We start from the raw sequence: 23,468 nt of genomic DNA, 5'->3' as shown, positions 1-23,468 counted from the left end.
AGATGAAAAAATGGATTCGCGGAGGTACAGTAGTGACGGCAGCCGATACGTATCAGGCTGACGTATTGATCGAGGGCGAACGGGTAGTCGCGATCGGTCATCAGCTGTCAGTTAACGGTGCGGAAGAAATCGACGCCACCGGATGCTATGTCATTCCAGGCGGGATCGATCCGCATACACACCTCGACATGCCGTTTGGAGGCACGGTGACGGCGGACGACTTCTTTACCGGCACCCGGGCAGCGGCATTTGGCGGAACGACCAGCATCGTCGATTTCTGTCTGACCAAAAAAGGAGAGTCGCTGAAATCGGCGATTGCGACCTGGCATGAAAAGGCACGCGGGAAAGCCGTCATTGATTACGGGTTTCACCTGATGATCGCGGAGGCAAACGATCAGGTGCTGGAGGAGCTGGAGAGTGTCATCTCGTCGGAAGGGATTACTTCGCTGAAAGTGTTTATGGCATATAAAAACGTCTTCCAGGCAGACGATGAGACTTTGTTCAAAACCTTGGTCAAGGCCAAGGAGCTGGGGGCGCTCGTACAGGTGCATGCGGAAAACGGCGATGTCCTCGATTATTTGACCAAGAAAGCACTGGCCGAGGGGAACACCGATCCGATCTATCACGCTTATACCAGGCCGCCCGAGGCGGAAGGAGAGGCGACGGGCAGAGCCATTGCTTTGACCGCGTTGGCGGGCTCGCAGCTTTACGTCGTCCATGTCTCTTGTGCATCGGCGGTACAGCGGATAGCGGAGGCGCGGGAGAAAGGCTGGAATGTCTACGGGGAGACATGTCCGCAATATTTGGCTTTGGATGTGAGTATCATGGATCAGCCCGACTTCGAGGGAGCCAAATACGTCTGGTCACCGCCGCTCCGGGAGAAATGGAATCAGGAAGTGCTGTGGAGCGCATTGAAGAACGGCATATTGCAGACCGTCGGCTCCGATCATTGTCCTTTCAACTTTCGGGGTCAAAAAGAACTGGGGAGAGGTGATTTCACCAAGATTCCCAACGGCGGTCCGTTGATAGAAGACCGCTTGACGATCCTCTATTCCGAGGGGGTACGCCAGGGACGCATCAGCCTGAACCAGTTCGTGGACATCTCTTCTACGAAGGCTGCGAAGCTATTTGGGATGTTCCCGAGAAAAGGAACGATTGCGGTAGGCTCGGATGCCGATATCGTCATTTTTGACCCGCATGTAAAGCGTACGCTTTCCGTCGAAACGCACCATATGAACGTTGACTACAACCCATTTGAAGGAATGGAAGTGTACGGCGAGGTCGTCTCGGTTCTATCGAGGGGCTCGTTCGTGGTGCGCGACAAGCAATTCGTCGGGCAGGCAGGAAGCGGCCAGTATATCAAACGCACTACTTTTGAACAGCCATAACCCCAAACCCATTGAAGGGAGGCAGACTTCCACTATGGCAAACAAGGTAACAATCGGCCTGATCCAGGCGAAAAACGACGTTCACGGCGATGAGCCGGTCCACGTCCATAAAGAAAAGGCAATCGAAAAACACGTCCGGCTGGTTCGCGAGGCAGCGGCCAAAGGCGCTCAAATAATCTGTTTGCAAGAAATCTTTTACGGTCCGTACTTCTGCGCCGAACAAAACACCAAATGGTATGAAGCGGCCGAGGAGGTCCCGGATGGGCCGACCGTCCAGCAATTTCAGTCGCTGGCCAAAGAGCTGGGGACGGTGCTCATTCTGCCGGTCTATGAGCGGGTAGGTATTGGTACCTACTACAATACTGCTGCTGTGATCGATGCGGACGGCCGTTACCTCGGCAAATACCGCAAGCAGCACATCCCCCACGTGGGAGTCGGCGACAACGGCTGCGGTTTTTGGGAGAAATACTATTTCAAACCGGGAAATTTTGGCTATCCCGTCTTTGAGACGGCCTTTGCAAAAGTGGGCGTCTACATCTGCTATGATCGTCATTTTCCGGAAGGGGCCAGGCTGCTTGGGCTGAATGGAGCCGAAATCGTCTTCAATCCGTCGGCGACTGTGGCCGGCCTCTCCGAATATCTCTGGAAGCTCGAACAGCCGGCTCATGCTGTAGCCAATGGATACTATGTCGCTGCGATTAACAGAGTGGGAGTGGAAGCGCCGTGGAACATGGGGGAATTTTACGGTCAATCGTATCTGGTAGACCCCCGGGGACAATTCGTAGCAGTCGGCAGCAGAAATCAGGATGAGGTGATCATCGCGGAAATGGATAAAAATCTGATCCATCAGGTGCGGGATACGTGGCAATTCTACCGCGACCGGCGACCTGAGACCTACGATGATATGGTCAAATTGCTCCCTTAAATCGCATGGCAATGGGAATGGCCCAGCAGCGAAAAGCAGGGTGGCGCGGTGTGGCGCCCCCTCTTTTCCCGTTTGGGATACGCCGCTGGAGTTGAATCGTGAAGAGGAGTTTTCTGCATGAAGAAGATCGTCTATCGGGGAGTTGAATACAGGGAAGCCGAGCGAGTCGTCAAGCTGCAAAGATATGAACGGCACGAACGCAGACAATTTGTCAACGGGGCTATCGCCAAAGCTGTGTTCGGTTCTGGCGTGTATCTTGTCAGCAATATGAAGGTAGCGGCTCAGTATGCCATTTGTCATGCGGAAACGACTTGGGACCAGGCGGCCATCCTCAGGCAGGAGTTGAGAACTGCGGGACTTTTTTCTCTGCATGAACAATACGGAGAGAATCAGCTGCGTCTGGATGCCCTGCAATCCCGGCATTCAGAGGACGACCTGAACCGGTTGTCAGCCGAAATGGACGACCAGGAATGGCTGGACTGGACCGGAGAACAAATCAGACTTTACTTGATCGAACAAGGCTACAACGGGATCTGTTATCGGATAAGCGACGAATTGACCTATTACATTTGTTATAGCCCCGACGAGCAAATTTCCAACATTTCATTGTTTTCAGTATTTGATGTAGGAGTTTCGTCGTAAAACTATCGACTTGTCCATCCTCCTTTGGTAGAATTAGACATTATTCGACCATTTTCAGCAATTATGATTATAAAATAAGGAGATGGCCTCAAGACATGAAACTTTTGCGCAACATGCAGACACGGACAAAGCTAATGAGTCTGGTTATTTTGATGAGTGTTTTCTTGGGAGGAGTAGGGGCTACTGGCTACTACAATTTAATGAAAGCGGAAACACGGATGTCCACGATGTACCAGGATCAGCTGTTGCCGATCAAGTGGGTGAACGAGCTCCGCACAGAGACAAGACAGATCGAGGCAATTATGTATAAAATGATGCTGGAAACGAGCCCTTCCAAACAAAGAGATTACAAACAGCAGTACCAGGACCTGGTGGCGGAGTCTGATGCGTTGCTGGCAAAGCTTCAGGAGTCTGCAACTTCAGAACAGGAGACAGAAATTCTGGAAACGCTGAAGACGCTGTTGGAAAAATACCGGGGCGATCAAAAAGTCGTGATCCATTTGGTAGAAGAAAAAAATCCGGACGAAGCCTTTGCTTTCTTCCGTGCGACGGAATCGACGCTGAACGGGATTAACCAAGAGCTAAAATCCTGGGCAGATTACAATTCCGCAAGAGCAGAAGAAACGAATAACGTAAATACCGCAGAGGCGAAAGCCGTAGAAATTACGATGCTCGGAATCGCGGTGCTTGCGATTGTCCTTGCGCTCAGCGTCGGATTTGCCATCGCCCGGATGATCGCCAACCCGCTTCGCGACGTCGCTTCCAAATTGGAAGAGCTCGCTAGCGGAAATTTGGCAGTGAAGTCAGTTGAGTATACAGGGAAAGACGAAGTCGGGACGCTGGGATTGGCCTTCAACCGACTTGTATCTGAGCTGCGTCTCCTGATCGATCAGGTAAAAGTGGCGAGTGAACAGGTAGCGGCTTCCTCCGAGGAGCTCCATGCGAGCGCAGAGCAGACAGCGAGAGCGTCAGAGCAGGCAGCTGCTGCCATCGAGGAGATCGCTTCCGGGTCAGAGGTACATACACTTCGCTCCCAGGAAGGTGTACGCGTCATGGAGGAGATGGCCCTGGCTGTACAACGTATCGCCGAAACCTCGGGCTCCGTCTCCGAATTCTCCGGACAAGCCGCCCAGGAAGCAGAGCAAGGCAATGAACGCATTCAGTCCGCAGTCGATCAGATGACCGCGATCAATGAAGCAGTAAGCCGCGCTGCCGAAATGGTGCAGCTGCTAGGTGTCCGCTCCGAGGCGATCGGAGAGATCGTTCAGGTCATTACGGGAATCGCTTCCCAAACCAACTTGCTCGCGCTGAACGCTGCCATCGAAGCGGCCCGTGCCGGCGAACAAGGCCGCGGCTTTGCCGTTGTGGCTGACGAGGTGCGAAAATTGGCTGAGCAATCGGAAGAGTCTGCCCGCGAGATTGAGAGATTGATCCAGGATATTCAAAATGAAACGGCACAGGTTGTGAATGCAATTAAACAAGGCACCCGGGAAGCGGAAACGGGCAGTGTGATCGTCCGTGAGGCAGGAGAAGCCTTCCAGCGCATCGTCTCTTCATCGCAAACGATCGCTGAACAGATTCAGGAGGTATCCGCGGCGACCGAACAAATGTCGGCAAGCATACAGCAAGTCGCCTCCTCGATGGATGAAATGAACCGGTTGGCGCAGGAGGCTTCCGACCATACGCGCGGTGTTGCCGCGACATCAGAGGAACAGCTGGCGTCCATGCAGGAAATCACCAACTCCAGTGAAAATCTGAGCAAGCTTTCCCATGAGCTGCAATTGTCCATTAGCCGGTTTAAAATGTAAAGATCAGCAAAAGAGAAGCTCCGCCAAATGAACGGCGGAGCTTTTATTACGTCACTTTTTACGCTAGCGCAGCAGTAGAATGCATTTCATCGGGAAGTATGCACATTTAATTAGGAAGCATGCGCCTCTGCCTTGGCGGTAATCTTCTCGTAATCCGCCTGGCTTATCAGGCTGGAGCTTCGTTTCATAAACCAGGTGTAGAAGATCAGGGAGACGAACAATCCGATCGTCCAGGCATTATCCCAGATGAACCCTAATCCGGGAATGAGCCTGCTGACAAAAGGAACAGCAATCCCGAGCAGCATGGCCCAGATGGCATTCCAGTTATAGCCGCCCCTGTACGAGTAAATTCCGTTTGTGCGATACAGCTCCGTCAAGTGAATTCGCTGTTTGCGGACCAGCCAGTAGTCTGCGATCGCGATGCCGTCTATCGGTCCCAGCAGAGCGGCATAAGTTCCGAGCCACAGGAAAATATAATTGCCGAAATTATCCAAAATATACCATGGCTGCATAACGAGTGCGACGACTCCGGTAATGATTGCACCAGCCCCAAAGCTCATTTTGCGCGGGGAAAGGTTTTCGATGGCCCGTGCAGGAGCTACGACGTTCGCGGCAACATTGGTCGTCAGCGTGGCCAGGATGATGCCAATTGTTCCAAAGAAGATGGCAAGCGGAGAGAACTTCGCGAGGACGGCCGCAGGGTCCCAGATCGCTTCCCCAAAAATGACGACGGTAGCAGAGGCAACAGCGACCCCGATAAAGGAGAAGCCTCCCATGGTCGTCGGCAGCGCTACGGATTGACCGACAATTTGAGCTCGCTGGCTCTTGGCGTATCGGCAAAAGTCGGGAATATTCAGCGCCATCGTTGCCCAGAAGGCAATGGCACCGGTAAGGGAAGGAAAGAAGACTTTAAAAAACTCGCCAGCGGTTGTAAATTTGGAGGGAGCCGAGAGCATCGGTCCCCAGCCGCCAGCTTTTGTCAACGCCCAAATGAGCAGGGCGAGGGACATGATGATCAACGTCGGAGCAGCCCAGAACTCCATCTTTTTAATCGCTTCAGGTCCTCTGTAGGCGATCCAGACGTTTAGCGCCCAGAACCCGAAAAAAGCAATCCAGGTATGGCCAGGCACATTGCCCCAACTGCTCATGGACATCAGCAGGGTATCGATAGCGGTCCCGCCAAACCAGCAGTTGATGCCAAACCAGCCCGCGCCGACAAGACCTCTCGCTACGGCAGGAATGTGTGCCCCTTTGGAGCCAAACCAGAGACGGGCGTAGACCGGATACGGAATCCCGAATTTTGTGCCCGCATGGGAATTAAGGAGAATAGGGATAAGGACGATACAGTTGCCCAGGATGATGGTGATGATCGCCTGCCACCAGTTCATGCCGAGGGCGATTAATCCGGCCGCGAGCGAGTAGGCGGGCAAGCAGATCGACATGCCGATCCACAAGCTGGCAAAGTTGTACGAAGTCCAGTTGTGCTCAGCCATCGTGGTTGGCCGCAGCCCATCGTTGAACAGAGGGCTGTCTTTGATCAGATTTTCGCCTTCCTTGGTCAGGGTGACGATGCCGTCCGAATCCACCTGGGTCTTCATGAATAACTCCCTCCTTTATAAAGAAAATAGGAACCGACCAACATAAGCGTTGCTCGGATACAAGATGCTACATTATATTGGACAGTCCGACAAGAAATGACAGAATTTTCTCACATAAAGAAACCAGAAAAGCACCCGGCATGATTGCTCCGGGTGCTGTGGTGCTTGTTATTTCGGAAAGTATTCCTTCCATCTTTGATCGACGAGCTTGGCAATATCCGGGTGAGTCTCTACTTCGTCAGGGTAAAATGGCTTCATTCGCGCATCGACTACCAGCGGACCTTCATAGCGAATCTTGTTGCGGGAAATGGTCGCTTTTGCATATAGATCATGAGCCGGATCAAAGCGGGTGAAGACGGTCCATAAAAACTGGCTTTGGTCATTTGCAATCGAGGCATCATCGACGATGCAGATCATCGGCCACTCTTTGCAATGCTCGTTTACGTACGGCAGAATTTCTTCGCCAAACTGCGGATTCTCCTCAAAGGACGGACCGGAGATGACGAGACATCCGCCGCAGAACGGTTGGATCCGGGAAGTATTCGGGATGCCTTCCCCCTTGTATTCTTTGGGCAGCTCCCGAACAGGGTCTCCGATCCCCAGCATGATCCCTTTTGAACCATGGTTGAATTTCCGGCCGGTATAATCCAGTGTATCGCCGGACGTATCGTTGACGATCAGCAGATCGCGCTCCGGCTGGAAGCGGGCAAGAACGATTTCCATAAAATTCCTAAAATTAGCCAAATCGCAAGGGACATCCGTGACCATCAAAAACTTGGTCAGCGTCAATTGTCCTTCGCCCATGATCCGGAAGGCATGAGCCATCGCTTCCTTATAATAGCTTTCCCGGACGATCGCCCCTGCGAGAGCGTGAACCCCGGTCTCACAGTAAGCCCAGATCGCTTTGACGCCAGGCATGACGACAGGGAACAGCGGAGAGAGCAGGCGCTGCAGGTACTCGCCGATATAGTAGTCCTCCTGACGCGGCTTCCCGACGACTGTAGCCGGGTAGATGGCATCCTTGCGGCGGAACATTTGTTTTACTTGAAATACCGGGAAATCATGCGTCAGCGAGTAATAGCCGAAGTGGTCTCCAAACGGCCCCTCCGGTCTGCGGACATGCGGTGGAACTTCTCCCGCAAAAACAAACTCGGCATCTGCAACGATGCGGTGCGGATGGTTGGGCACCTCCACCATCTTCAATTTATCTCCCATTACTAATGAAGCAAAGACAAGCTCCGGCACCATCTCGGGCAGAGGAGAGATCGCGGACAAAATGAGGGCGGGCGGTCCGCCGATCGTCAGCGAAACAGGCAGCGAGCGATTTTGTTTTTCCGCTTCGTAGTAATGAAAACCGCCGCCCTTGTGGATCTGCCAGTGCATGCCTGTCGTATTTTTGTCGTATATCTGGATGCGGTACATCCCCAGATTGTGCTGCTTTGTCTCTGGATGCTCGGTGTAAACGAGCGGAAGCGTAACGAATGGACCTCCGTCCAGATGCCAGCTTGTCAATGCAGGCAACGCTGTCATATCGACATCTGTTGTACTTACTTGGGTGACGGGAGCCTGTCCTTGGGATACCGTCTTCGTACCGGTACGCATCACTTCCAGCAGAGGCGACCGCAGCTCCCACAATCCGGAGAGCGAAGGCGGCATCAGCTTGTCCAACCCGTGAACCAGGTCTTTTACAATCGTTTCCGGTTTTGGACCGAATGCCATGTCCACACGCTCGGCTGTGCCGAACAGATTGGTCACGACCGGGAATGTTTTTCCTTTTACATTGGTGAACAGGAGTGCAGGTCCTTCCTCCTGGATGACCCTCCGGTGTATCTCAGCCAGCTCCAGATTTGGGTCCACTGGCGCGTCAATCTCGATTAACTGCCCGTGCTGGCGCAGTTGTTCCATAAACGAACGCAGATTTGCGTGCATCTTTCCTAACCTCCACATCCCCTTAATTCCTCTTCTAACTGTACACGAACGCCCCGTTTGAATCTACCTTTTTCCCACTTGGGTTGTGACGAATTCTTTTCTGACCGTGTTCTGCTGTGCCGCCCTTTTATTCTCGCATTCTAGCATCGTCTTGACAAAAGTGAGCGTCGCCATTATCCTTGGAAAAATTTAAAAGGACTGTTCTGTTATACGCAAAAGGCAGAACAGCAAAGGAGCGAGTTTGTATGCTGCAAATTAGTCCAATCACCTTCGAAGGAAAGCAGGTTCGTCTGGAACCGCTGGACACCAGGCATTGCGAAGGTGTATTTCAGGCAGGGAATTACGAGGAGATATGGAGCTATATGTCAACAGTGATACGACAGCCCGAAGACGCCCAGCGTTTTATCGAAACGGCGCTGGAGAACCAGGCGAGCGGAACAGAACTGCCTTTTGCGATCATCAGGAAGGAAGACGGACAAGTAATCGGCAGCACCCGATTTTTGAATATCTCGAAAAAAGACCGCGGGCTGGAGATCGGCTATACGTGGCTGACGCCCTCCGTCTGGAAGACGAAAGTAAATACGGAGTGCAAATGGCTGCTATTGCGTCATTGTTTCGAAGAGCTCGGTTGCATTCGCGTCCAGCTGAAAACGGATGCCCGCAATGCAAATTCCCAGCGGGCCATCAAAAGAATCGGTGGCGTTTACGAGGGAACCCTGCGCAATCATATGATTGTCCGCGACGGGTATATTCGCGATTCGGTCTATTTCAGCATTTTGGACAGGGAATGGCCGCAGGTGGATCAAAAGCTCCAAATGTTGCTGTTTGGTGAATAACGGGCAAAACGGATTGTGGATGGACGAGAGAGATGTGTACAATGAGCGTGTCACCATCTAAATAGGAAGAGTTGAGGATTGTTCATGAAACGGATACACGCTCCGGCCGGTTACGTCCTGCTCGCAGGCGATCTGGCCGCCTTTTTGCTGTTTACGTATTACGGAAAGCTGGCGCACGGACTTCCGGCCACTGCATCAGGGATCATGGAAACGCTGGCTCCGTTTCTCTTGGCCTGGATATTGGTCGCGCTGTTTTTGCATCCGTATCGACGCCGCTCATTGGAGAAGGCGGGCACGCAATTGCTCAACGTCCTGCTCATGTGGACGATTGCGGCACCCATCGGTCTGGTCATTCGTACACTCTGGCTGGGAACACCGCTCACCTGGCTGTTCGCCGCTGTTGCGTATTTTATCATGCTCGCCTTTTTGCTGGGCTGGCGGATTCCGTTTGCCATCGTCTACGCCCTCATTCGCCGGCCGTCCCGGACCCTTTGATTAAGCAAGTCCTGCCTCCTGATAAAAGCGCCTTTGACAGGGGACGCTACCAGTTGATGCTTGTAAAGGGAGGTGGGCACATGGGCAAGAACAACAACAGCAAGGATCTGGGCAAACACCGTGGAAAAACGCTGGATGAGCACGATAAAAACACCAACCTGCGTCAGTCCAACCACAACGACCGCAACAAACCGTAAATGAAAACCGTGCGAGCCGAACGAGTGTAAACGGCTCGCATTTTATTTGCTGAAAAGCGACACCGTGAAATTCTGTCTGACGAAAAGAATGTGCTATAATAACCAGAGTTTCGCTTTGTTTTTATGGAGGGGAAAATCGTGACCGAACCGTTGCAGGATGTACAACCTTTTACGCTGTCCACACAGGCCTTCCTCATTTTGTGCCGGTTGATGGACGGATGCTACGATGATCTGCGCGAGCAGGAAAATACGAGAGACTTGATAGAATCCATCGCCGATATACTGCTGGCCGGGGTGCAAAAGCTGGAAGAGCAGGAACAAAAACCGCGGACCGTGACGTTTCCGCTCAGCTTGCCGCAATCGTTCTTTTTGCGCAGACTGGTTGCCGAGATGGTCGCTCGCATGCCTGGAGAGCAAAATGAAAAAACAGCCAAATGGCTGCAGGAGTGTCTGACGGTGCTGTCTGGAGGCGGACATGGGCAAGCTGCACAAACCTGAGCTGCACGTCATAACGAGCGGACGACAGGAGCTCGAAGAGGTGCTGCGCATGGCCGAAGCCGCATACAGCGGAGGAATGGATCGGCTCCATATTCGGGAAAAGCACCGTACGGCTCGCGAAATCATGGAGTGGGCGGAGGCCTTGGCGGGAGTCATGCCGCGCGAAAGCATCCTGATCAATGACCGCGTCGACGTGGCAGCAGCCGTCCAATGCTGCGGGGCACATCTCGCTTACCACAGCTTGCCGGTCAAAGCGGCCAGAAGAGTACTGTCGCCCGGGCAAAAGGTCGGGTGCTCGGTGCACTCTATGACAGAAGCAATGGAAGCCGCCGAGCAAGGGGCGGACTACGTCTTGTACGGCCATATTTTTCCCAGTCGCTCCAAACCGGGTTTGGCTCCCAGAGGGACGGGGGAATTGAAAACCATCGTCGAAGCGCTCTCTATCCCGGTGATCGGGCTTGGCGGGATCAAGCCCGACAATGCAGGCCAGGTGCTCGCGGCGGGCTGTGCTGGCATTGCGGCGCTTTCAGGAATAACAGATGCAGCAGACGTGAAGCGAGCTGCCCGCTCATACAGGGAAGCGCTTGACAGGTGGAAGGGGGAAACGGGATGAGAAACACAGAGCGATTGCGTGACAAAATGGGTGTCTATTTTGTCGTTGGAACCCAGGATTGCGGATATTCGGCCGCGCGTACGCTGGAAATCGTCGAGCAAGCCCTGAAAGGGGGCGCGGGTACTTTGCAGCTCCGCGATAAAGGAAGCAAATTGACCCGCGAAGAGAAGGCTCGGCTTGGAGCCGAAATGAAGCGACTTGCCCATCAATATCAAGCCATTTTCTTCGTCAATGACGATGTTGACCTGGCGATTGACCTGCAAGCAGACGGCGTTCATGTGGGTCAGGATGACATGCATCTAAAAGACGTACGTGCCCTGGTGGGAGAATCGATGTACATTGGCGTATCTGCGGGTACAGTGGAAGAAGCCAGGGAAGCGATGGCAGGTGGAGCAGACTGTATCGGCGTTGGTGCCATGTATGCCACAGCGTCCAAGGCGGATGCAGGAGAACCGATCGGTCCTGCAGGACTGGGGCAAATACGCGAGGCGGTGGGAGGGTCGCTGCCGATCGTAGGAATTGGCGGGATTACGCTGGAAAATGCTGCTGCTGTTCTGGCTGCCGGAGCGGATGGCGTGGCCGTGATCAGTGCGATCAGCAAGGCCGCATCTCCCGAGCAAGCGGCTCGTGAACTGAATGAAGTCGTCAATCGTACGAGGAACGGACAGCCACGCTGACACATAACGTACCATAGACAGACCGGGAACTTGAACCTGGCGAGGGAGGTGGAACAGATGAAACATCGAATTTACCGGATTGGCTATGAATGGGTAAGCAAACGAGAGTTATTGGAGCGCCTCCAGCTGACGGATTGTGCGCTTGTGGAACATAAGCGGCTTGCCCCTGCCGAAGATCACCCCGATACAGAGAGCGTGACGCCTGAAGAAGAACGGCATGCCGCCCTGGTTCGGTATCAAAAGCGTCCTGGCGAGTGGATCACGTTCAACGGATTGTATGAGATTCTGAATCGAGAGCCTATTCCCTGGATTGATTCACCGCTGGAGTACCATCTGTTCGGCACTGAGCTGATCCCCGGCAATATTCGCAGGGAAAAGGCGCCCCAGGCTCGAATACCGGCAAGGACCAAGCTGCAGGTAGCGGCTATTCGTCAGGAGACGGTTTTTGTCACGGTTCCGGGCCATCCTTCGAGGCGCTATGAGATGTCGCTATCCCATGCCCGATTTGCGAAGGATACGCCCACGGAGCTGGAGCTGAAGCTGCAAGTGTTTGCATTTCCGCCCAGACAGGATATCCTCGTTGACTGGCTGCTGAAGGAAGGGCGAAAGTCGGGTATTATTACCAGACCCAATCAGGAGCGTGTTGAACGATCAGCCTTTCAGGTGTGGGATGAGCTACGCCAGGAATACGGAATCAGCGTAAGCGCGGCTCTGCTGGCGATCAAGCAGGCGCTGGTCGTACTTGATCGAGCAGGTGTCGAAACAGATTTTCCCTATCCGATACACGAGCTGTCCGACCTTTCCTTATCCAATGACGACGAGCGGGATGCATTCTACTCTTATCACGCCGTGCGCTGTTCGATTGCTGCGGTCGCATCGCTTTTGACCACAGATCCCAAGGACCCGCTTCAGGATATTCTTTTGGTCGATATCATGCTGGAGCAACAAATAAACCGCAGGCGCCCGTAAGCTGCCTGCGGCTTTTTGGTTCCTGGAGCGCTTTTTTGTATAATAGGTTTGATCAGGTTGGAAAGGGGTGCAAGTACATGTATGTATCGATGAATCGTTTGACCGTACCGTCCGACTATCGGGCTCACCTGGAAAAAGCCTTCAGTGAGGGCGGCGAGCGGATGAAAAATGTCCCGGGATTCCTGGAGTTCCTGTTTCTGGCGCCTACCCAGGGCGATGAGTATACCGTGTTTACCAAATGGGAAAGCGAGCAGGATTTCCTGAATTGGACACAGAGCGAGGCGTTCAAACGCTCGCATGCAGGCAGCAATCCGAACAGCCCGGTCAAGTCCGAGCTGCGCACCTATCAGGTAAAGGCATCTTCGTAAATGTACAGGCATTCGTTTGCGCATAAAGCAGGCGGATGCCTTTTTTCATTCAGATAAGTTTTGCAATAAACATTCTTTGCACAATTTGTAACCTGATCATGATATGATAAGGTGAGTCGAGAAAACGCTTACATGGTTACTATCCTGATAAAGGGGAAGTGAGTATGAGTCGCGTAGAACCTGATTTTTCTCTCGTTCAAGTACCTATTCACCTGAAGGAATTTGTAGTGGAGCAAGATTACGAACAGTACACGCCAATTGACCACGCTGTATGGCGCTATGTCATGCGGCAAAATCATCATTATCTCGGGCAGACTGCACACAGCGCCTACCTGGAGGGGCTGCGGCTCTCTGGAATCAGCGTAGAGCGAATCCCCAACATCCGTGAGATGAATGAATGCCTGGCAAAGATCGGCTGGGGGGCTGTCACGATTGACGGTTTCATTCCGGCTGTCGCTTTCTTTGATTTTCAAGCACATCGCATCCTGCCGATCGCGTGCGATATTCGGCAATACGATCATATTGCGTATACGCCGGCACCGGACATCATTCATGAGGCGGCAGGTCATGCTCCGATTATTTTGGATGAGACGTACCGTTCCTATTTGAAAATATTCGGGGAAATCGGGTCCCGCGCGCTTTCCTCCAAGGAAGATTACGAGTTGTACGAAGCGATCCGCTACCTTTCCATCGTAAAAGAAGACCCGGAATCCACTGAGGAAGTCATCAGACAAGCCGAAGAGGAGCTGGAGCGCAAAGCAAAGGCGGTCCAGAATGTTTCCGAAGCAAATGAGCTGGCGCGTCTGTACTGGTGGACAGTCGAGTACGGCTTGATTGGCGATTGTGAAAATCCGCGCATATACGGTGCCGGTCTGCTTTCCTCTGTCGGTGAGAGCATCAGCTGCTTGCAGGATGATGTAAAGAAAATTCCGTTTTCGCTGCAGGCGTGCATCGAGACCGATTATGACATCACAAAACCGCAGCCGCAGCTTTTTGTATGCCGCGATTTCCAGGAGCTGATTGACGCGATTTTGGAATATTCCAAGCGCATGGCGCTGAATGTCGGCGGGACGGAAAGCTTGATCAAGGCGAGAAACATGCCGCAAACGACGACGGCCGTTTACAGCTCAGGGCTGCAGGTTAGCGGCATCTTGGCGGAGCTGGAATTTGACAGCCAAGGAGAGGCGGTCTACCTGAAAACAACAGGGCCGTCCGCGTTGGCTGTCGGAAATAAAGAGCTGCCAGGCCACGACAAGCAATACCATGCCGAGGGCTTTGGCTCCCCAATCGGCCGGTTGGCGGGGGAGAGCACACCTTTGGAGTGCTTTACGGATGAACAATTGCAGGAAAAAGGAATCGTGCCCGGAAAACGTTCTATCCTGTCATTTGAGTCCGGTCTCCAAGTGGCGGGAGTAGTCCGTTACATTCTCCGGGAGGGAGGACGGCTTGTGCTCATCGGCTTCGATGAGTGCACTGTGACGTATCAGGACAAAACGCTTTTCCAAGCAGAGTGGGGGACGTTCGACATGGCGGTAGGGGAGCGGATCGTTTCGGTTTTTGCCGGGGCTGCCGACAGGGAAGCCTTTGCTACAGGTACACACAAGCCATCCGTGATATCGGCCAGACAGTCCAGCTACTCACCTGAGCAAATCAGACTGCATCAGCTGTATCAACAGGTCCGAAACATCCGGGAGAAGCAGCAAGCTTTTGATCGCGATACATTGCTCACGATCCTCGATGAGCTCGACGCCGACTATCCGGAAGACTGGCTGATTCGCTTGGAGCTCCTGGAAATCCTTTATCGTCAGGCCGGGACGGAGCATGAACAAAGCAGGCTGCATTCCGTCTTGGAGAAGTTGAAGGATGCAAATCCAGACCAAAAGCAACTCATCATGAACGGGCTTCAACTGCTCGGATTGTAAGAACCAAAAAAAGCGGCGTGAATTGTCCTGATTGGGTGGTCACGCCGCTTTACATTCCTTCATGTTTATGGAATAAATAGGGTATGAATGTTTTCTCAAATATAGAAACAAAAGACAAAGGAGCCGGTAGAGAGTGAAAAACCGGATAAGAAAGCACTTAACGAGACTGGCCCCTGAGTTGGCGGCCAAAACGTATGGGTTTCTGTCTGATCATAACCGAATCTCTGCATTAGTATTAGAAGACCGTTCGTATACGTTGTCTCGGTTGGAAACGTTCATTCTGAGCTTGATCGAATACATACATACAGGCGATCGCGTGAAGGTGGAAAAAGGAGCAAGAGAAATTGCGATCCATCGTTCCAAACAGGGAATTTCTCTGGCATGTGTATTGGAACGGATACGCATGTGCCGGGATACTTTGCTAGATCAAATGGAGCAAGATGCGCATTATTTCATATTTACAGAGGAAGAGCGACTGGAACTGTATCAGATTCGATTGGATCTCTATCAATTTGTAGACAGCTTGATTGATATGTTTATTCACATTTTTGAAACGGAAGAAAGTCAGCGTGAAAAGGAAATGCAGACCGGCACTGCGACGCGCGAGCGGTTTTCCGAAGTGGCGGAACAGGAATTGGTTCAGCTTGTTCTGCAGTCGACCGATATCGCGGTGCTGATTATCGATCGCAACCTAAGAATTGTTGAAGCCAACTACTCCTTTGCGGAATTGCAGCAAGTGGAACGTCAGCAGATTATCGGTACGCACATAGATGAGACGTTTCGTCCCAGAGAAAATGAAAGGTTTGTTCAATGGGTCATCGAACGCGGCCAATCCGGACATTACGTCGCGGAGATTAACGGTACACTGACAACCGTCAGTACAAGTCCGATTTATCACAGGGGTGAGTTGTGGGGAGCGATTTCAGTCCTTAGAAACATCACCGACGCCAAGCGCTACGAGGAGGAGCTGACCAAGCGGGAAGCACTCGCGGCGGTGGGGCAGCTCGCTGCCGGCATGGCCCATGAAATAAGAAATCCCCTGACATCAATCAAAGGGTTTATCCAGTTATTGCGCGAACAGACGGAGACACGGCAGAACACCTCGTATTTTTCGGTGATATTGACTGAAATTGAGCGAATTGACGGATTATTAAACGATGTCTTGGTTCTTGCACGCTACCGGGACGACAAAATTGCGGCTGAGCGATTTCTGATCATGGATGAGGTTCTCGGCGTCATCCGTTTGCTCGAGCCAGAGTCCAACAGACGGGGGATTCGACTGGAGCTGAATTGGTCCGGTGATGAATGGTACATTTACGGGTATAGGGCACGCATCAAGCAAGCGGTCCTCAACATCCTCAAGAACGCGATGGAGGCAATCGCGACCAAGGGGTCTATCGTGGAAGTCTCGGTGTACGCGTCGATTAACCAGGTCGTCTTGACCGTCGAAGATGACGGTCCCGGTCTGGAAGATAAGGTATTAAAAAATTTATTCGTTCCCTTTTACACGACCAAGCCTGACGGGACCGGACTTGGGCTGTCCACCACACAGCGAATCATCCTCGACCACGGAGGAGAAATTTTCGCGGAGAACTCCCTGCGTTTGGGAGGGGCACGCTTTGAAGTAAGGCTTCCAATTTCAAATGGGTAATAAAGACAAATGATTCATGTACAAATGAGGCATTTGTCTTTTTTTCCTTGCATTTGAAAGGGACAGCACTCATAAGGATTTACGCTTGTCAGTATTATATAGAAAACGAGCATGATTCAAACAGTTATTGTTTACGTAACATTTATTATGTAAAAGAAATGGTAACGTTTTAAGACAAAGTGCCCGTTTTGCTTTTGAGCGATGCCAAGTTTCGGTACAATAGAATTACCATTACCCCACGGAGGTATCTATGAGTGGAGATCTTTCCGTCTTTTTAGCATTTGGTGCGGGCTTTCTTTCTTTTGTTTCCCCTTGCTGTCTGCCCTTGTATCCTTCGTTCATTTCCTATATTACCGGCGTTACGATGGATGAGGTGAAAAAGGGAAGAGCTGTTTTCCAACGGCAGGCGCTATTGCACACCCTGTTCTTTATCTTTGGATTTTCGATTGTTTTCGTCGCCTTGGGACTGTCTACTTCCTGGTTGGGCAGCCTTTTTGCCTCCCAAAAGGATTTGATTCGCCAATTAGGGGGCATATTACTTGTGATCATCGGTTTGGTGATGCTTCAAGTCTTTAAGATGGACTGGATGATGAAGACGTGGAAAGTGGACCTGAAATCCCGGCCGATCGGGTATACCGGCTCCGTCCTGGTTGGAATTACGTACGCTGCTGGCTGGACGCCGTGTGTGGGACCGATTCTCTCCGGTATTATCGTTCTCGGCATGAATGATCCGGGGAGCGCCCTGTCTTATACCCTGGCCTATACTGCGGGCTTTGCGATTCCATTCTTTGTCATGACGTTTTTCATCAGCAAGGTCAAGGGAATCATGAAGTACTCTGACCGGCTGATGAAAGTGGGCGGTGCTCTGATGATCTTGTTTGGCGTGTTGCTGTATACGGACAAGATGACAGACATCACGAAAGTCCTGATTAAGATGTACGGAGGCTTCACCGGATTCTAACCCGGGGTGACCACATGAAAAGACTCATACTGGCAATGGTTATCGCTGTGCTTGTAGGCGCAGCAATCTGGCAGCCTTCTCAACAGACGGGTGCAGTGACGGTGGAACAAAGGCCGGAAGCAGGATTCGAAGCGCCGCATTTTTCGCTGCGAGGGCTTGACGATCAGACGTACGAGGTCGCAGGGAAGCGGGAGAAACCGCTTGTCATCAATTTTTGGGCGTCCTGGTGCGGCCCGTGCAAACTGGAAGCGCCGGACTTGCAAAAAGTTGCGGAGAAATACGGGCAGCAGGTGGACTTTTACGGTGTAAACGTAACTTCCAACGACAGTCTGGAGGGAGCGCAAGCATTTGTAAAGCAGTATAAGCTCACTTTCCCGATTCCGATGGACGTTACCGGTGATGTAGCCAACCGCTACTGGATTCAAGCATTTCCTACCACTTATCTGGTGGATAAGCAAGGGATCATCCGAAAGAAAATCATCGGAATGGTAGAGGGACACTATCTGGAAACGGAATTGAAAAGATTGCTGGAAGAAAAAACAGGACCGCTGCGGTAGGGGTGAACTGTGACCTTAAATGTAGACAGTTTAAAAAGTCCATTAGCTAGGCAGTCAAAAGATGGCTTCTGAATTCATCAGGAGTCATCTTTTTTAATGACCATTGGTAGCGACCCGAGTTGTAATATGTGATATAATCGTCGATTTGGTCCCGTAACTCTTGTATCGTCTGGCACTCCTTGTAATCCAGATCATCCTTCATATGACCGAAAAACGATTCCATCGAAGCATTATCCCAGCAGTTTCCCTTACGGGACATCGACTGCTTAAAACCTGCTTTCCTAACAAGGAGACGGAATTTAGGATGTGTATAATGCATGCCTTGATCAGAGTGGAGAATGGCATCTGGATGGATATTTCCATCAAGTCGTTCAAGCAGATTCTCTAGTGTACGCTCTACCAATGAAAGTTCTAAGGAAGAAGAAAGATAGTGAGCTAGGATCTGTTTTGTCGTCCCATCTTTGACTACCGAGAGGTAGGCACATTGACCATTACCGTAGTGCATATAAGTAATATCCGTGAGCAGTACTTTCTCTGGCTCCCCTTGGTCAAACCGGCGATTCAACAGATTAGGGCATGTCTGATGCTGTTGTGTTGCTTTCGCCATTTTGCGATAAGGATTAGCACGTCTAATTGTAGCTGTAAGATTATATTTACGCATTAATCGACGAATCTTTTTATGGTTCATGATTATGCCATCTACACGTTCAATCCGCATTTTAATCACAAGAGCTCCTGCCTTGCCACGCAGAGCATCAAAGTGCTCTTTGATAAGTCGGAAGTCGTGTTGATCAGCATCCTCACGGAGCTGGCGAACCTCTTCGGCAGTACACCAGCGATAATAACCGCTCGCGCTCACGCAAGCAAGCTTACACAGATAACGTGTCATTCGCTGCAAGTTGTGTTGACGGATGGTTTGGTTAATCAATTGGTAGCGCTCGGAAGGCGTCAATGTTTCCTCTGCATCTTCTGCGTTTCGAGCGCATCGAGCTTTTTTAGAAAGTCGTTCTCCGCCTCGAGCAGCTTGATACGAGCTTCGGCACGTTTTAGCTTTTCCTCCATAGACAGCCTTTCTCCTGTTGGTCTGCCAGTACTGCCTTTCCCTCGTTGTTCCTCTAAAAGCCCGTTCTCTCCAAGAGCTGAATACGTGTTGCGCCAACGTTTTAAGCACTGATGGGGTTTGTCATGACCAATGACATCTACGTTAAAACCTGCGTTACGAAAGATCTCCATAGGTGTTCGCCCGCTAATGTATGCTTTAACGGCAGCTAGTTTGAATGCTGGAGCATACGTAATACTTTTATCCGTTACATGCAAGACATTTGGATTCGACTCCAGTTGCTTTATTTCATGCTCCGAAAAAATCTTTGAACTGCTCCTTTTTTTGCCCATAAATTTTCCCCCGCTCTTTTCGAATTAGGTTGATTAAAACACAAAATGACCCACAAGAGGGTCACTTTTTTAAAGTGTCCATCTTATGGGTCACAGTTCAGGGAGGCAGCGGCCCTGTTTTATTTTAGTTCTCCGGATCAGCTTTTCTTTGAACGCTCCCGTCAGGCAAAATTTGCACATCTTTGGATAGCGATTCCATCCGCTGACGAAGCGCCTGGCTGTTTTCCTCATTCATCGGAACAGCTTGTCCCAGCTCGGCATGGTGGGGAAGCATTTTCAGCTGGCAATCGCCCGTTTTTGTACAGGAGGCCTGGAGAACCATTGTCTCCCATGTTTTAGGGTCGTTGGAACGGGTAAAGATAAAATTCCCAAGACTGTAGGCGATCCATTTCTCGTTGTACTGTTCAAAGCCCTGCAGCACATGCGGATGGCCGCCGATCACCAGGTCTGCACCCGCATCTATATATGCCCGGGACAGCTCCATCTGATGATCTACGGGATAGTCTTCCCGCTCTTTTCCCCAATGGGCGATGACAATGACCAGATCTGCTTGTCCTCTGGCCAGTTGAATGGCTTCCACGGCCTTTGCCGGATCATACGAGACCGCGATACCCGGCTTGTTTTTGCCTGCGTACCAGCTTACATTCGGGACGACGCGACTGAAGCCGAAAAACGCCATCCGAATGCCATTGCGCTCGACGTATGCCGGCGCATAGGCACGCTTTGCATCCGGGCCAGCCCCTACATACTCCAGACCGTTGTCTTCCAGCACCTGAAAAGTATCCAAAAGACCGCTTTCCCCCTGATCCATCGAGTGATTGTTGGCCAGATTCACCAGATCGATACCTGCTTCCTTCATAGCTGGAATTGCCTCCGGTGGAGACTTGTAGACGAACTCTTTGTTGGAGGCTGGTGTACCGTTTTTTGTAACAGGCGTCTCCAGATTGGCAACCGTAAAATCATCCTGTTGAAAGTATGGATGTACGTGGACATACGGAAAATCATATCCGTTTTCTTTCAACCTGGTTTCCACATGACCAGTCAAGATCACGTCGCCGACAAAAGTCAGGTTTACGGTAGCGGCTTGTTTGTTTTCACCTGCCTGCTCAGCAGGCTGGTCCGGCTGCTTTTCTTGGGAATGGTTCCAGAAGTTGTGCAGCAAATAAAAAACCAGACAGGCTCCCAGCAGGACAAACGTAAATAGAATCGTTCGCAATACAATCGTCAACAATTTTCTTTTTCTTCTGCGCTTCGCTTTTAAGCGGTCTATCCTTGTTTGATGCATCGCTCTCCCTCATATCAAAGCCTTCTGCCGCAAGGGGCGGCTTTCTTCAAAACATAAAGATAATTATAACATGCTGAAAAGCCAAAAGCCTAATCAAGCGGCCCTGGTTGCGGCTCTAGCAAGGGAGGAGACTGGGCTTCAAAGCCCGGCCCATTTTTGCTACTAGCGGTCTTTTTTTGTACCATTGCCTAAGGAGAACGGATTCCTTTGCCTCATATGATAAACGGACATGAGGCAGAGGAGGGATAGAGGTGTCCAAGCCAAAGAAGGGGAGAGGAAAGAAGGATTCCAAACAGCATCCCAATCAAGTGAATTTAAAGATTGTGACTTCCGGGACCTGCATGGTCTGCAAGGAGCCATGTACACGCGGTATGGAGTATGTAGAGAAGATGGCGCAGCCGGGAGCCGTTGGTTTTGGAGTGCCGTGTATTTTGACCAGGCCCCGTGCCTGATACGAGATCAGTTCCAGAGAAGGGAAACAGAAGTGTGAGGTCGGGGTAATCGCCTGCTTAAAGCTGTCAGGGCCGGGATTATCCCTTTATTTTTTGGTTTGAATATGTTTATTCGTTTGCTTATCAAGATTTTCATAACTGTATGGACTGAAGGAGGTTGACACGCCAAGTGCAATTCTAAGTGGAAAACGAGGAAACAGGGAAGCAGAGTAGAGAACAGAGAAGAATATTCCATAATAATAAAAAAGGGATACCCGATTTGGACATCTCTTAAATGATGGTAATATATGGAAGTTGCGTTTTGGAATCTATTATAAATTCTAATAAATATTGGATAAAAAGTCTATTTCTTTTTTTGGCACTATCAGATAATGACAGTAAGTCGAATCCAAAAAGGGTGCAAATCATGTTTGATCAAGAGCCATTTCTGGTAAAAGTGGAATGGGGAAAACGCGGGGCACGAGAAGCTGCCGAACGGGGGGATATTGCGATTGTCGTCGATGTTCTCAGCTTTTCTTCGACAATCGTTACTGCCATCCATCATCATGCGATTGTTTATCCATACCCCCCGCCGATTAATGAACAGGCTGCCGCCTATGCAGACGAGATCGGGGCAGAATTGCTGCTGGGAAGAGCAGAAGCGGCGAGAGCTGGAAGACCCTCTTTGTCCCCGGTATCGTTTGGGCCCAGGGATGCAGAGAAAAAATATGTCCTCTGCTCACTCAATGGAGCTGCTTGTTCCCGGCTTGCTGCCGGTGCCTCTGCTCTATTGGTCGGCAGTCTGTTGAATGCGACTGCTGCTGCTAAGTATGCGAATAGCCTTCAAAGAAAGACGGGAGCGTCCATCACTGTCGTTCCATGCGGAGAGTATTGGCAAGGCGGACGAGACGGCGAAAATGATCTTCGGCCAGGGATCGAGGATTATTTAGGAGCTGGTGCGATCATATCCGGTTTGGCGGGGAGTAAATCTCCGGAGGCCCTGGTCTGTGAGGGAGCATTTCGCGAGGGCAGGGACCGCATCGCAGATTTAATCTGGGATTGTGGCAGCGGGCGAGAGCTGCGTGAAAAGGGCTTTGCCGAAGACGTTCGCCACTGTGCCCGTCTGGATATGTATCAGGAGGTTCCCATTTTGGACCGGAACCACTTTCGAGATGCTCTTTAATGAAATGTAGTATGGATCATGGAAGACATCGCATCACCGACCTTGCGCGCGGCTCATACCGCGTATCTGGCAAGGCAAGCAGTGCTGTATTATACTAGGTGTACATAACGATGAAGGGAAGTGGTTGTCCATGAGACCACTCGCGATTTCGCCGGAAACGGCTGTGAAGCTGGCGGAAGCATTGCAGGTTCCTTTGGAGCGCCTGATGCACATGCCGCAACATATCTTGCTGCAAAAAATGATGGAGCTGGCAAAAGAAGAAGCGGAGAAAAAAGAGGCCGGGGAGTAAGGAGCTTTCCCTTTGATCTTCCACGAGCAAAGAGGCTTTATCAAAGAAGCTTCTCTTCGTACGACGTTCTCATGCAGATCCAACGCAGCATTTTCCTTTGCCTGCAACCGCCCGTCGATCGAGATGCTGTTGTACCGACAAACATACTCGCCATTGCGGTATCTGCAGCAATCCTCCCGATGTGCAAGCAGGCAAAGGATTTTCATAGGTCCTGGTGAATCATACCTACATAAGAACAAAAATTTGGAGGGGATCATATGGCAGTAAATGTAGCGCATAAATACGGAACTGGTGTAAAACCGCAGGATTTCATCCAGGGAATGACAAAAAATCAGGAAGCGTTCAACGATTGGTTCGAGAAGTTTGCTTGGGCCAGCGAGGAAGACCGCGAGTTTTTCGCATCGCTTCGCCATCGTGACGATCTGCGTTGCCTGATCATCGCAGCCGATTGGTGCGGCGATGTGGTTCGCAATGTGCCGGTTGTGCTCCGGGCTTTGGAAGAAACAGAAATCCCTACAGAAATCATGGTGATGGAAGACCACCTCGACCTCATGGATGAATTCCTCACCATGGGAGGCCGCGCGATTCCTGTCGTCATCTTTGCAGATACTGGCGGACATGTTCTCGCCAAATGGGGCCCGCGCCCGCAGCATGTGCAAGCAGTGATGACTGCTTTTAAACAACAGAATCCGGACCGGAATGCACCCGACTACGAAGAAAAGATTAAAGTCGCTCGTGCCGAGATGCTCGCCCAGTACGGAGAGGGCACCGGCTACCAGCAGGTGATCGTAAAAGAACTGCGGGACGTACTATCGGCTATTTAATTGCAGACAAGGAGCTGGAGCACCACCCGA

Annotated in this window: 22 protein-coding genes and 2 pseudogenes; 19 read left to right on the top strand and 5 right to left on the bottom strand. The window is 51.3% G+C overall.

The window, feature by feature from the left end:
• Window positions 1-2: 2 nt before the first annotated feature.
• From hydA to NST37_RS13970, 4 genes are all read left to right on the top strand, one after another.
• Window positions 3-1,388, top strand: coding sequence for a dihydropyrimidinase (hydA, locus tag NST37_RS13985; protein ID WP_172920487.1), 1,386 nt, complete (start codon window positions 3-5; stop codon window positions 1,386-1,388).
• Window positions 1,389-1,422: 34 nt separating this feature from the next.
• The gene (locus tag NST37_RS13980) at window positions 1,423-2,313 is read left to right on the top strand and encodes a nitrilase-related carbon-nitrogen hydrolase (protein ID WP_039070304.1); all 891 of its coding nucleotides are present in this window, start codon (window positions 1,423-1,425) and stop codon (window positions 2,311-2,313) included.
• Window positions 2,314-2,430: 117 nt separating this feature from the next.
• The gene (locus NST37_RS13975) at window positions 2,431-2,955 is read left to right on the top strand and encodes a hypothetical protein (RefSeq protein WP_024984177.1); all 525 of its coding nucleotides are present in this window, start codon (window positions 2,431-2,433) and stop codon (window positions 2,953-2,955) included.
• 95 nt (window positions 2,956-3,050) lie between these two features.
• Window positions 3,051-4,763, top strand: coding sequence for a methyl-accepting chemotaxis protein (locus NST37_RS13970; RefSeq protein ID WP_003385637.1), 1,713 nt, complete (start codon window positions 3,051-3,053; stop codon window positions 4,761-4,763).
• Between the two features lie 110 nt (window positions 4,764-4,873).
• Here NST37_RS13970 and NST37_RS13965 read toward each other — a convergent pair whose 3' ends face one another.
• Together NST37_RS13965 and NST37_RS13960 are read right to left on the bottom strand one after the other, a co-directional pair.
• Window positions 4,874-6,361 (bottom strand): NCS1 family nucleobase:cation symporter-1, encoded by a 1,488-nt coding sequence (locus NST37_RS13965; protein WP_003385635.1) that lies wholly within the window; start codon window positions 6,359-6,361, stop codon window positions 4,874-4,876.
• Between the two features lie 168 nt (window positions 6,362-6,529).
• Window positions 6,530-8,290 carry a UbiD family decarboxylase gene (locus tag NST37_RS13960; RefSeq protein WP_003385634.1) on the bottom strand — a complete coding sequence of 587 codons (1,761 nt, stop codon included), beginning with the start codon at window positions 8,288-8,290 and terminating at the stop codon, window positions 6,530-6,532.
• 245 nt (window positions 8,291-8,535) lie between these two features.
• On the opposite strand from NST37_RS13960, the gene NST37_RS13955 reads away from it, so the two are divergent.
• The 11 genes from NST37_RS13955 (at window position 8,536) to NST37_RS13905 (ending at window position 18,034) form a co-directional block, all read left to right on the top strand.
• A complete protein-coding gene (locus NST37_RS13955) occupies window positions 8,536-9,126 on the top strand; it encodes a GNAT family N-acetyltransferase (protein ID WP_172920486.1) in 591 nt (196 codons plus the stop codon).
• 84 nt (window positions 9,127-9,210) lie between these two features.
• Entirely contained in the window at window positions 9,211-9,621 is a 411-nt protein-coding gene (locus NST37_RS13950) for a DUF3054 domain-containing protein (protein WP_039070351.1), read from the top strand.
• A 335-nt stretch (window positions 9,622-9,956) separates the two neighbouring features.
• Window positions 9,957-10,316: a hypothetical protein gene (locus tag NST37_RS13945; RefSeq protein WP_172920485.1), complete on the top strand. Its 360-nt coding sequence runs from the start codon at window positions 9,957-9,959 to the stop codon at window positions 10,314-10,316.
• Window positions 10,294-10,929 carry a thiamine phosphate synthase gene (locus tag NST37_RS13940; RefSeq protein ID WP_172920484.1) on the top strand — a complete coding sequence of 212 codons (636 nt, stop codon included), beginning with the start codon at window positions 10,294-10,296 and terminating at the stop codon, window positions 10,927-10,929. Before NST37_RS13945 ends, NST37_RS13940 begins: the two co-directional genes overlap by 23 nt.
• The gene (gene thiE / locus NST37_RS13935; RefSeq protein WP_171506736.1) at window positions 10,926-11,606 is read left to right on the top strand and encodes a thiamine phosphate synthase; all 681 of its coding nucleotides are present in this window, start codon (window positions 10,926-10,928) and stop codon (window positions 11,604-11,606) included. The genes NST37_RS13940 and thiE overlap by 4 nt, the downstream gene beginning before the upstream one ends.
• Before the next feature lie 57 nt (window positions 11,607-11,663).
• Entirely contained in the window at window positions 11,664-12,575 is a 912-nt protein-coding gene (locus tag NST37_RS13930) for a hypothetical protein (RefSeq protein WP_003385628.1), read from the top strand.
• A gap of 77 nt (window positions 12,576-12,652) precedes the next feature.
• Complete coding sequence (locus tag NST37_RS13925; protein WP_003385627.1) at window positions 12,653-12,943, top strand: antibiotic biosynthesis monooxygenase family protein; 291 nt, start codon at window positions 12,653-12,655, stop codon at window positions 12,941-12,943.
• Between the two features lie 164 nt (window positions 12,944-13,107).
• Entirely contained in the window at window positions 13,108-14,865 is a 1,758-nt protein-coding gene (locus tag NST37_RS13920) for an aromatic amino acid hydroxylase (RefSeq protein ID WP_311068419.1), read from the top strand.
• Between the two features lie 133 nt (window positions 14,866-14,998).
• Window positions 14,999-16,516 (top strand): ATP-binding protein, encoded by a 1,518-nt coding sequence (locus NST37_RS13915; RefSeq protein WP_031932847.1) that lies wholly within the window; start codon window positions 14,999-15,001, stop codon window positions 16,514-16,516.
• A 250-nt stretch (window positions 16,517-16,766) separates the two neighbouring features.
• Window positions 16,767-17,477: a cytochrome c biogenesis protein CcdA gene (locus NST37_RS13910; RefSeq protein ID WP_003385623.1), complete on the top strand. Its 711-nt coding sequence runs from the start codon at window positions 16,767-16,769 to the stop codon at window positions 17,475-17,477.
• A gap of 14 nt (window positions 17,478-17,491) precedes the next feature.
• Entirely contained in the window at window positions 17,492-18,034 is a 543-nt protein-coding gene (locus tag NST37_RS13905) for a TlpA disulfide reductase family protein (RefSeq protein ID WP_339185524.1), read from the top strand.
• Window positions 18,035-18,080: 46 nt separating this feature from the next.
• Here NST37_RS13905 and NST37_RS13900 read toward each other — a convergent pair.
• The 3 genes and pseudogenes from NST37_RS13900 to NST37_RS13890 form a co-directional block, all read right to left on the bottom strand.
• A pseudogene (locus tag NST37_RS13900) lies at window positions 18,081-19,118 on the bottom strand (IS3 family transposase); the annotation flags it as partial.
• Window positions 19,067-19,426 (bottom strand): annotated as a pseudogene (locus tag NST37_RS13895) (helix-turn-helix domain-containing protein); the annotation flags it as partial. The pseudogenes NST37_RS13895 and NST37_RS13900, both read right to left, overlap by 52 nt.
• A 124-nt stretch (window positions 19,427-19,550) precedes the next feature.
• Entirely contained in the window at window positions 19,551-20,711 is a 1,161-nt protein-coding gene (locus NST37_RS13890; RefSeq protein ID WP_003385620.1) for a CapA family protein, read from the bottom strand.
• Window positions 20,712-20,962: 251 nt separating this feature from the next.
• Here NST37_RS13890 and NST37_RS13885 point away from each other — a divergent pair, with 251 nt between their 5' ends.
• From NST37_RS13885 to NST37_RS13870, 4 genes are all read left to right on the top strand, one after another.
• Window positions 20,963-21,163: a hypothetical protein gene (locus NST37_RS13885; RefSeq protein WP_003385619.1), complete on the top strand. Its 201-nt coding sequence runs from the start codon at window positions 20,963-20,965 to the stop codon at window positions 21,161-21,163.
• Window positions 21,164-21,569: 406 nt separating this feature from the next.
• Window positions 21,570-22,325 carry a 2-phosphosulfolactate phosphatase gene (locus tag NST37_RS13880; protein WP_003385618.1) on the top strand — a complete coding sequence of 252 codons (756 nt, stop codon included), beginning with the start codon at window positions 21,570-21,572 and terminating at the stop codon, window positions 22,323-22,325.
• Between the two features lie 130 nt (window positions 22,326-22,455).
• Window positions 22,456-22,614, top strand: a complete 159-nt coding sequence (locus NST37_RS13875; protein ID WP_003385617.1) for a YycC family protein — start codon at window positions 22,456-22,458, stop codon at window positions 22,612-22,614.
• A gap of 257 nt (window positions 22,615-22,871) precedes the next feature.
• Window positions 22,872-23,438 carry a thioredoxin family protein gene (locus NST37_RS13870; RefSeq protein WP_003385616.1) on the top strand — a complete coding sequence of 189 codons (567 nt, stop codon included), beginning with the start codon at window positions 22,872-22,874 and terminating at the stop codon, window positions 23,436-23,438.
• Window positions 23,439-23,468: the final 30 nt, after the last annotated feature.

It is taken from the genome of Brevibacillus sp. FSL K6-6036 (assembly GCF_037964015.1).
GTDB lineage: Bacteria > Bacillota > Bacilli > Brevibacillales > Brevibacillaceae > Brevibacillus > Brevibacillus borstelensis.
This window is presented reverse-complemented; position numbering and strand designations above follow the sequence as displayed.